General features: G+C 43.5%; 7 protein-coding genes. 3 read left to right on the top strand and 4 right to left on the bottom strand.

From position 1 onward, the window contains the following. Positions 1–2 precede the first annotated feature (2 nt). Positions 3–779 carry a thioesterase II family protein gene (locus AC5JQI_RS09125; protein WP_493914650.1) on the top strand — a complete coding sequence of 259 codons (777 nt, stop codon included), beginning with the start codon at positions 3–5 and terminating at the stop codon, positions 777–779. Positions 780–814: 35 nt separating this feature from the next. After that, positions 815–3,733: a salicylate synthase gene (locus AC5JQI_RS09120; protein WP_493914649.1), complete on the top strand. Its 2,919-nt coding sequence runs from the start codon at positions 815–817 to the stop codon at positions 3,731–3,733. Positions 3,734–3,991: 258 nt separating this feature from the next. Here AC5JQI_RS09120 and AC5JQI_RS09115 read toward each other — a convergent pair whose 3' ends face one another. After that, the gene (locus tag AC5JQI_RS09115; protein WP_493914495.1) at positions 3,992–4,141 is read right to left on the bottom strand and encodes a DUF333 domain-containing protein; all 150 of its coding nucleotides are present in this window, start codon (positions 4,139–4,141) and stop codon (positions 3,992–3,994) included. 209 nt (positions 4,142–4,350) lie between these two features. Further along, complete coding sequence (locus tag AC5JQI_RS09110) at positions 4,351–4,938, bottom strand: hypothetical protein (RefSeq protein WP_493914494.1); 588 nt, start codon at positions 4,936–4,938, stop codon at positions 4,351–4,353. Positions 4,939–5,330: 392 nt separating this feature from the next. Here AC5JQI_RS09110 and ttcA point away from each other — a divergent pair, with 392 nt between their 5' ends. After that, on the top strand, positions 5,331–6,224 hold the full coding sequence (gene ttcA / locus AC5JQI_RS09105) for a tRNA 2-thiocytidine(32) synthetase TtcA (protein WP_493914493.1): 894 nt from the start codon (positions 5,331–5,333) through the stop codon (positions 6,222–6,224). 308 nt (positions 6,225–6,532) lie between these two features. Here the strand turns inward: ttcA and zntB are convergent, their stop codons facing one another. Together zntB and AC5JQI_RS09095 are read right to left on the bottom strand one after the other, a co-directional pair. Then, positions 6,533–7,516: a zinc transporter ZntB gene (gene zntB, locus AC5JQI_RS09100; RefSeq protein ID WP_336885673.1), complete on the bottom strand. Its 984-nt coding sequence runs from the start codon at positions 7,514–7,516 to the stop codon at positions 6,533–6,535. Positions 7,517–7,547: 31 nt separating this feature from the next. Beyond that, positions 7,548–9,179, bottom strand: coding sequence for a peptide ABC transporter substrate-binding protein (locus AC5JQI_RS09095; RefSeq protein ID WP_493914492.1), 1,632 nt, complete (start codon positions 9,177–9,179; stop codon positions 7,548–7,550). Positions 9,180–9,311 lie beyond the last annotated feature (132 nt).

The raw sequence follows: 9,311 nt of genomic DNA, 5'->3' as shown, positions 1-9,311 counted from the left end.
CGATGATCCGCCCGTGTCTGATACCCCGTGGTGAACCCAGATACACCCTGTTAATCTGCCCCTTTGCCGGGGGCAGCAGCAGTGCATTTCGCCAATGGTCCACGCTGGAAAATCCAGACATCGCGGTTTCGCTGGTGCTTTACCCCGGACGTGATAGCCGCATGAATGAACCTGCGATCACCAGAATCGCACCATTGGCGCAATCACTTTCTGATCTGTTGGTGTCATTGACACCAGCACAAAGAGAAAACCTGATACTGGCCGGTCACAGTATGGGTGCCCAGGTTGCTTTTGAAACTTGCCTACGCCTTGAACAGCATGATTGTTCCCCTAAAGCGCTGGTACTTTCGGGGTGTCATGCACCCCATCTTCAATCCCGCCGCCAATTGAGCGGATTGCCTGATCATGAATTTATTGAACAGTTAGTTGATATCGGCGGTTGCAACCCGGTATTACGGGAAGATCCCGGATTGCTGGCGCTGTTTTTACCCATGCTGCGTGCTGATTTCTGGGCTACGGAGCATTATCACCATGTGATTCAATCTGATTCAGTCAAACTGCAAACGCCCACTCTGTTGCTTTATGGCAACGAAGACAAAGAGGCCTCCGCTCAGGAAGTTCAGCAGTGGCATCACTGGCTTGCCATTGACAGGCAAAACCTTTCGCATTGCTGTCAGGAGATTGTCGGCGATCATTTTTATATCACGCAAAAACCGCAAAGTTTTATTCGTCACGTTACTCAATTTATGCAATATGTTTATCCACAGGAGTTCGCATAATGGCACTTTATTCAATCCCAGAAAAAAAACTGACTATGACGCCAGACTATCTTTGGAATGGCAAAACAATAGACCAACAGCTTGCCGGATGGTCGAAAATCTGGGGTGATAAAACGGCACTGATCTATCAGGAACAGCACCTGACTTATCAAGAACTCCATCAATCTGCGGAAAGGCTGGCAAGCGGGCTTTTCCGGCGGGGAATCCGTCGTGGTGATAACGTCATGGTGCAACTGCCTAACAGCACCTCCTTTGTTATCACCTGTTTTGCCCTGTTCAGGCTGGGCGCTCAACCGATATTATTGATGCCGACACAACGGGCACATGATGTTCATGCACTTTGCCAGATCGCCCGTCCGGTAGCTTATATTATCCCTGACTACATCCATGGTTTTGATTATCGGGAAATGGCACGGGAAGTAGCATCAGCCTGCCCTGAGATAAAACATATTATCGTTGACGGGGAAGCCGAAGAATTGACTGCCTTATCTTCCATTGATGGTGAGCCACTTGATATCTCCGGTCCCTGTTATGGCGACATTGCTGTACTCCTGCTTTCAGGGGGAACAACAGGTACACCGAAACTGATCCCACGTACTCATGATGCCTATACCTATGATTTTGTGCTTTCAGCCCGTCTGTGTTCAGTCAATACCGAAAGTGTTTATTTAGCGGTACTGCCTGTTGCTCATAATTTCACTTTAGGCAGCCCCGGTATTCTGGGTACGCTTTCTCAGGGAGGATGTGTACTTCTGAGTGACACCGCCAGTTTTGATGAAGCCATGCCATTGATTGAACAACATCAGGTAACTCATGTAGCGTTAGTTCCGGCGCTTGCCCGGCTCTGGGAGCAGGCTCGTGACTGGGAACAGAGCGATCTTTCATCCCTGCGTTGTTTACAAATCGGTGGAGGCCGGCTGACACCCGAACTGGCAGAACAGGTCATGACACGCATTGGGCCTTTGCAGCAAGTATTTGGTACTGCGGAAGGCTTGCTTTGCTATACCCGACTGAACGATCCCTATGAAGTCATCATTAACACCCAAGGACGTCCATTATCAGAAAATGATGAAATCAAAATTGTTGATGCCAATCTGCAACCTGTCGCATCCGGTGAGATAGGCGAACTAATTACACGAGGCCCTTACACCATTACGGGATATTATCGTGCAGAACAACATAATACCGTCGCTTTTACTCCTGACGGATTCTATCGTACCGGCGATCTGGTTCGTATGAGATCAGATGGTAACCTGATTGTTGAAGGGCGAATTAAAGAACAGATCAACCGCAGTGGCGAAAAAATTTCAACCCAAGAAGTTGAAACATTACTGCTGCAACATCCTGATATTGATGATGCAGTTGTTATTTCTGTTCCTGACGAACTCTTGGGTGAACGTATCTGCGCGTGCATTCCAAAAAAAATCAACCAACCGGAACCTACGAAAATACAAGAATTCTTGCACCAGAAAGGCGTTCAGCGTCATAAAATCCCTGATCAGTGGTTATTTGTGCCGTATTGGCCATTAACTACAGTGGGAAAAATCGACAAACGCAAGTTGGTACAAATGGCGCAAGCAGAACATACAGCAAATTCAGAAAATAACCGCCCAATGCAACAATATCATGAATGCACTATCGCTATTACCAGCACTCCGTTAGATCTGGTCACCCATTTGCTTGCAGACCTCGCTGATCATGATACCCAACCTTATACACTCTATGAAATCAAAGGGGAATGGTCACTGGGGATAGGAAACGCCGCTACCATAAGTGCAGATTCATCAGGACAACTAATTGATTCAAAAGGTAATTGCCATCCATATGATATCAATACACTAAGCCAGAAACTGGAACAGGTGCTTAATGACCTGCCTATCAAAGAGTGGCGTGCTTATGGCAGATCATTATTTGAGTTTTCCCATATGGCATATGGAATACCCTTAGAGCCATCATTAGAACACCTAAATGAGGCACTAATAAAACTCACTGTTCCACAGCATGAATTACGCATCACTCAAGGGCAGATTCTGATAAGAACCCTTGAAGAGAACCAAATGCCTATTCTGAGCGAGAAAGTCAGGCAGGCTGATCAAGCAGGCATCCCAACTTTCCCTGAGACAAAAGAACCGGAAATTATCAGCACCGCTGACGCAGCAAAACGCTATCAGGACAATGTAACTAATGCAGTTAACGATATTGCCGCAGGCCACTACCAAAAAGTGATCCTGTCACGCAAAGTTGAACTTAATGCCAATGTTAATACCACTCACAGTTACTGGCTGGGTCGTCAGGCCAACACACCTGCCCGTTCTTTCTTTCTGCATGATGAAGAATTTTCTGCTTACGGTTTCAGTCCGGAAACCGTGGTTGAGGCAGATGGCTCTGGTTGGGTTAACAGCCAGCCGCTGGCAGGCACCAGAGCATTGACACATGACAAGGCGCAGGATCACAAACTGCGGTCTGATTTGCTTTCTGATCCGAAAGAAATCGCTGAACATGCTGTTTCTGTCAAACTGGCACTGGAAGAATTAGAACCGATTTGTCAGGCTGACACGCTTCGTGTGTCAGAATTTATGGCTATTCGTGAACGTGGTTCAGTACAGCATTTGGCATCAAGGGTAAAAGGATTACTGCAAACAGACAAAAATCGCTGGGATGCGTTCATCGCCCTATTTCCGGCAGTCACCGCTTCAGGGATACCGAAGAAACCCTCTTTACAAGCCATTTCCCGTTATGAAGGTGAACCACGCCGACTCTATAGCGGTAGTGTTATGCTGCTGGATAGTGCCGGTAAATTGGATGCCGCGCTGATATTACGTTCTTTCTATCAGCATAAAGGACGCTGTTGGCTTCAGGCTGGTGCCGGATTGGTCAGAGATTCCAAACCAGAAAGAGAATGGCAGGAAACCTGCGAAAAACTTGAGTGCATTATGAAATATGTACGTTCTTAATTATGGCAAAATACTAAGAGTTTATCGGAATAGATCGTAATCATACTTCAGGGAAAATCAGATATAACTCTGGTTTTCCCCTGCACTTAACTCCTTATCTGTTATAGGGATAACAGATAGAAATTTCCCATGATTTCCCATGAATAGTATTATTGGCAAAGCCAATTTGTTAATGACCACCCCCGTAGGACGTAGTTTTAAGTTGAAAGTAAAAGATTGCCCCTTGTTGCTGCTGAAACAAGGGGAAAACCATAAAAATCAAATTGATGTACACCCTCCGTCCAATAAAGCCTGCTCATTACAACGCCGACCGTTTGCCAGTTGGCAAACAGGAAAATGACTACCATTGAGCTGCTTGGTTAGAACCGAAGGAGATGAAACGATAGGCAGCAGTACCTGTCTTAACATCAGGGATGCCCTCAATTTGCAACAGATTGAAGATACGGTAATTCGGGAATATCTCCAGATTAACGCAGAGAATATGGCTTATTTTTTCGGCGCCATTCGGGAAATCTCTCCCCTTTCTTTGAAACCCGTCTCTTCAAGTTAAGCGGGTATATATGTTATTTGTGAACTGAATGAGCAATGGGGTTTGATTGTCAATCTATGTTATTTTGTCAGGGATGACTGGCATTCGTCAGTATTCTGTCTTTTTGGTGTGCTTCAGAGGTTTTTTTGATCGCAGACAATATCCGACGACGAATCAATCCACTAGCGGGGCGAATCAAACACCAGTAAGGGAAAAAACAATATACTGCTTTCTTATCAGTACAAAATACTCGAGTTTCCGTAGAAAGTCGGATTTTTTCCCTGCTGATTTTATCAATTCTATAATTTAAAATTAGTTTGGCAAAGCCTGGTTCATGGAAGCCAACAAATGAATCTGTATTATCAAATAATAGTTTTCCATAATCCGGTTGCCATAATTTACCAATCAGGCCAAAAGTTATTTCACTATTCCCGTCTCTTCCGAGAAGAAAAAAATCATGGATTCCGAAATACTCATTTCTGATAGAACGTCTTTTTAAATGCGCCGCTATTCTCGTTGGCATCTCTCGTATGGCAATCATGGAGCGGAAAAAAGCATCATCTTCCGGCTTATAATTAAGAATAGCCTGCATAACTATATTACAAGATGCGGTAATATTGATGAAATGCTGTTCAGAAAACTGGTGATTTGGCATATAGCGATCGATCAAGTGCATTTTTTCTCCATTTCAATTTGAACATATGCAGATTCGACTAAGTGTTTTGGACACTATTCTTGATATTGGCTAAACAATATTATTTGTTACAAATTAGAGAGAGACAGCAACACAAGCAAGAATAATTTTGGAGGACAAGTATCAAAAAGGAAAACATGATGGCAAAAAAGCAAACTCCCAGTTACCGTTTTATCAACATGCGGTTATCTGTGCTTCTGCTATTAGTTCCCGGGACATAAGCGCTGTATCTTGAAATCTATTGGGTACAGACCAAAACCGGTTAGAGACAGATACATTTCAAACGAAAATAAAAATCCGTATAATCCACTCCCTGCAAAGAATCCATAATAGAAAATCTATAGCCGATACGATTGGCAATGTGAGAAGTCGCAATGAATCAGAAAGATACGAGAAAAGAGACACTTGAATTCAACAAGCTCCAGAAACGCCTAAGGAGAAACGTTGGTAATGCTATTATTGATTACAATATGATTGAAGAAAATGATGTTGTAATGGCATGCATCAGTGGTGGCAAAGATTCATTTGCGATGTTAGATATCCTGCTGAATCTGCAAAAGGCGGCTCCAATAAAATTTGATGTAGTTGCAGTAAATCTTGATCAGAAGCAACCGGGTTTTCCTGAGTACGTTTTGCCCCAATACTTTGAAAGTCTGAATATTCCATACTACATCGTAGATAAAGATACTTATTCAGTTGTTAAAGAGAAAGTTCCTGAAGGTAAAACAACCTGTGGATTATGTTCCCGCCTGCGCCGTGGCACACTTTATTCTTTTGCAGAAAAAATCGGGGCCACAAAAATTGCACTCGGACATCATCTTGATGACATCGTTGAAACGCTGTTCCTGAATATGTTCCATGGCGCACGCATGAAAGCAATGCCACCGAAGTTGCGTTCTGATGATGGTCGTAATGTCGTCATTAGGCCACTGGCATATTGCCGAGAGACAGACCTTATCGCGTATGCGGAACACAAAGCATTTCCAATCATCCCTTGCAATCTGTGCGGTTCTCAAGAAAATTTACAGCGGCAGGCTATCAAATCAATGTTGGTTGAATGGGATAAGAAAACGCCGGGCAGAGTAGAAAGTATTTTCAAATCAATTCAAAATGTCAGCCCAAGCCAACTAGCTGATAAAACACTTTTCGACTTTGCCAATTTGCCGTTGTATCGGGATGGGGAAAGGGAAGAATACGCGTTTAACGAAGCTGTCGTATCCTCAACTAACATTGATGAATCCATGTTTATTAACGTTACGAACATTTAAAAATATCCATTAAAATTGAACCGGTTGCATTTCCCCAACAGCAACAAAAAAATAGCCGATGCTTAAATTGGCATCGGCATAATAAATGGGCAATTATTCTGTATATACCTCATCAGGTATCAAACTCAATATGAGAAAAATTACAATTATGGAGCACAACGTTCATTGCTCAACGTTGCATTCACCTGCGTAAGTGATAGTGCCTTAATTTTAGGATCTGATTATTGATATATCTCAAATCTGATGGCACTAATCACGTCTTCAGGGTCAACTGACGATTATATCGTCATCCTTATGTTTTCTGTCGGTTACAACCATTTGCTTCGCTTTAGCCACAGGGCAAAAATGACTATCAAGATAGATAACAAAAGGCAGAATAAGCCAAAGCCAAACGGATACTTATTACCGGGTATTCCGCCCAGATTGACACCAAATAGCCCCGTCAAAAAGGACGTTGGCAAGAATATCATTGCCAATAGTGACATCATGTAGGTGCGGCGGTTCATGGCATCTGCCATCATGGAGGTTATTTCATCTGCAAGAACTGCTGTGCGGGCAATACTACCATCCAAATCATCCAATCCACGCCCCAGACGATCTGCAATTTCCTGCATTAAACGCCGCTCTTCATCATTCATCCAAGGTAACCGCTCGCTGGCCAATCGGATAAAAACATCACGCTGTGGTGCCATGTATCGGCGCAAAACGATTAATTGTTTACGTAATAACACCAATTCCCCGCGACCGGGTACTTTTTGCTCCAGAATATCATCTTCAAACCCAATCAGCTGGTCATGTAACTCTTCAATAAAATCACTCACTTCATCAGTAATGGCATCCGCTATTTCAATCAGCCAATGTCCTGTACTTTTTGCACCAACTCCATTGTGTAAATCATCCACAACTTGATCGATGGAGTGAATTTTCCGATGGCGGCTGGAGATGATTATTCTGTCATTAATATAGATGCGGAACGAAACCAAGTGATCAGGGCGCGCATTATCATTGCGATTTACCGATCTCAGGGTAATCAAAGTGCCCTCACCAGTGCGTAGCACTTTCGGACGAATACTTTCACCCAGCAATCCTTCCTTTGCCGGAGATGGCAGCAAAGGGGTATTCATAATCCATTGGTGGCTGCCTTGGTTTTTATAATCAAGGTGTTGCCAAAATGGCTGTTCTGCCGTTGCGGGTGAATCTTCACCAAATGCCCTGATACCTCCCTGACCATTCATCTGGCAGGCGTAAATTGCATTTGAACCTTTAAATACCGAGCCATAGATCGTTTCCACATCTGCTCCTTTTCGTACTTATTTCTTATAATTAGTCATCAGAATGCTTGATGATATACATGGTATGACTATAGGCGACATCTTCAGGATTAGTGATCGGGTATCCTTTTAACCACGGTTTGATTAATCGTCCATTGGTATATTGATAAATCGGTACAATTGGTGCTTGTTCTGCAATCATTTTTTCGGTCTGATTGTAATAGCGGTTTCTGGCCAGATTATTCGTTTCATAACTGGCAGCTTTGAGCAACGCATCATAGTCAGCGTTATGGAATTTTGAGAGGTTGCCACTGTGGGTAGATGTCAGAAGAGACAGAAAACTTGATGGCTCGTTATAGTCTCCGGTCCAAGAGGCTCTGACCACATCAAAATTACCGGTATTACGGCTATCAACGTAAGTTTTCCATTCTTGATTGACTAATTTGACCTCTACACCCAGTTTTTTCTTCCATTCTGAACTGACCGCAATTGCAATCCGCTGATTATTCTCTAAGCTGTTATAAAGCAATGATATTTTCAGAGGATGTTCAGGGCCATAACCCGCAGCTTTCAGTAGCTTTTTGGCCTGTTCATCCAGATCTTGTTGAGTCAATGTTTCTTGCCGGGTTTTCTCTGGCCGGAAGCCTGCTGTCACATCAGGAGTGAAATGCCAAGCCGGTTTTTCCCCTGTCCCCACTACTTTTTCGGCAATCAGCCTTTTGTCTATTGTCATGGACAGTGCTTGCCTGACCCGAATATCATTTGTTGGTGCCCGCTGTGTATTAAAAGCATAGTAGTATGTCCCTAATTGATCCGGCGTAAAAACTTGTCCCGGAAGTTCACGCAGCAATTTCTGGTACATATTTTTGGGGAAAGACTCTGTAATATCGAGATCACCTGCCAGATAACGTTTGGTTGCATGAGATTCTTGGCTGATGGGCATAAAAGTTACTTTTTTCAATACCGTGTTTTTATTATCCCAATAGTACGGATTTGGTGTCAGGACAATTTTTTCATTGACGACCCGTTCCGTTAACATAAACGCGCCATTACCAACCAAATGCCCTACCCGAATCCAGTGGTTGCCATATTTTTTGATAATCTGCTTATTGACCGGATAAAGACTAAAGTTGGCTGTCATACTGGGAAAATAAGGTACAGGCCGATCCAGAGTCACTTTTAGCGTATAAGGATTGATAGCTTCCACACCCAGCTTTTCCGGCGGCAATTTCCCATCAATAATTTCTTGTGCATTCTGAATGCCCGATAAGGCTGCAAACCAAGAAAAAGAAGAGGCATTGACGGGACTGACCAATCTCTGCCAGCTATACACAAAATCGGATGCCGTAATGCCGTCACCATTAGACCAGCGGGCATCCTTACGCAACGTAAATATCCATGTTTTGTTATCTGTCGTTTTCCACTCTGTGGCAACTCCCGCTATGGTCTGCCCATCCGCACCCTGATTAACTAATCCCTCGAATAGATCACGTAGTACTTGCGCCTCCGTCAAACCGAAAGACTTTATCGGGTCTAATGATGCAGGCTCATCTTTCAATTGACGCACTAATTCCTGATAAGGGTCCAATTCAGTACCCACAGGAACATGAGCAGCAGAAACAGAAAAAGAAAGGGAGAGACCAGTCACCAACAATACAGAGGGAAGCAACGTAAAATTATGCATATTCTTTTGCCTTATGAGTCTAATAATTATCCTAAAATAAATTATGAAATATTGTTAATTAAAGGGAGGCAGAGTATTTCATAAATACTGCATCTATTTTTGTGGGCAAGATCGCACTATTCCTTTACACTG

The organism is Xenorhabdus sp. XBWT (assembly GCF_059072735.1).
This window is presented reverse-complemented; position numbering and strand designations above follow the sequence as displayed.

Bases quoted from the DNA above. Each gene is read 5' to 3' on its own strand.
- AC5JQI_RS09120 (WP_493914649.1), top strand. From the start codon at position 815: ATGACGCCAGACTATCTTTGGAATGGCAAAACAATAGACCAACAGCTT.
- AC5JQI_RS09110 (WP_493914494.1), bottom strand. From the start codon at position 4,938: ATGCACTTGATCGATCGCTATATGCCAAATCACCAGTTTTCTGAACAG.
- AC5JQI_RS09125 (WP_493914650.1), top strand. From the start codon at position 3: ATGATCCGCCCGTGTCTGATACCCCGTGGTGAACCCAGATACACCCTG.
- AC5JQI_RS09115 (WP_493914495.1), bottom strand. From the start codon at position 4,141: ATGTTAAGACAGGTACTGCTGCCTATCGTTTCATCTCCTTCGGTTCTA.
- ttcA (WP_493914493.1), top strand. From the start codon at position 5,331: ATGAATCAGAAAGATACGAGAAAAGAGACACTTGAATTCAACAAGCTC.
- AC5JQI_RS09095 (WP_493914492.1), bottom strand. From the start codon at position 9,179: ATGCATAATTTTACGTTGCTTCCCTCTGTATTGTTGGTGACTGGTCTC.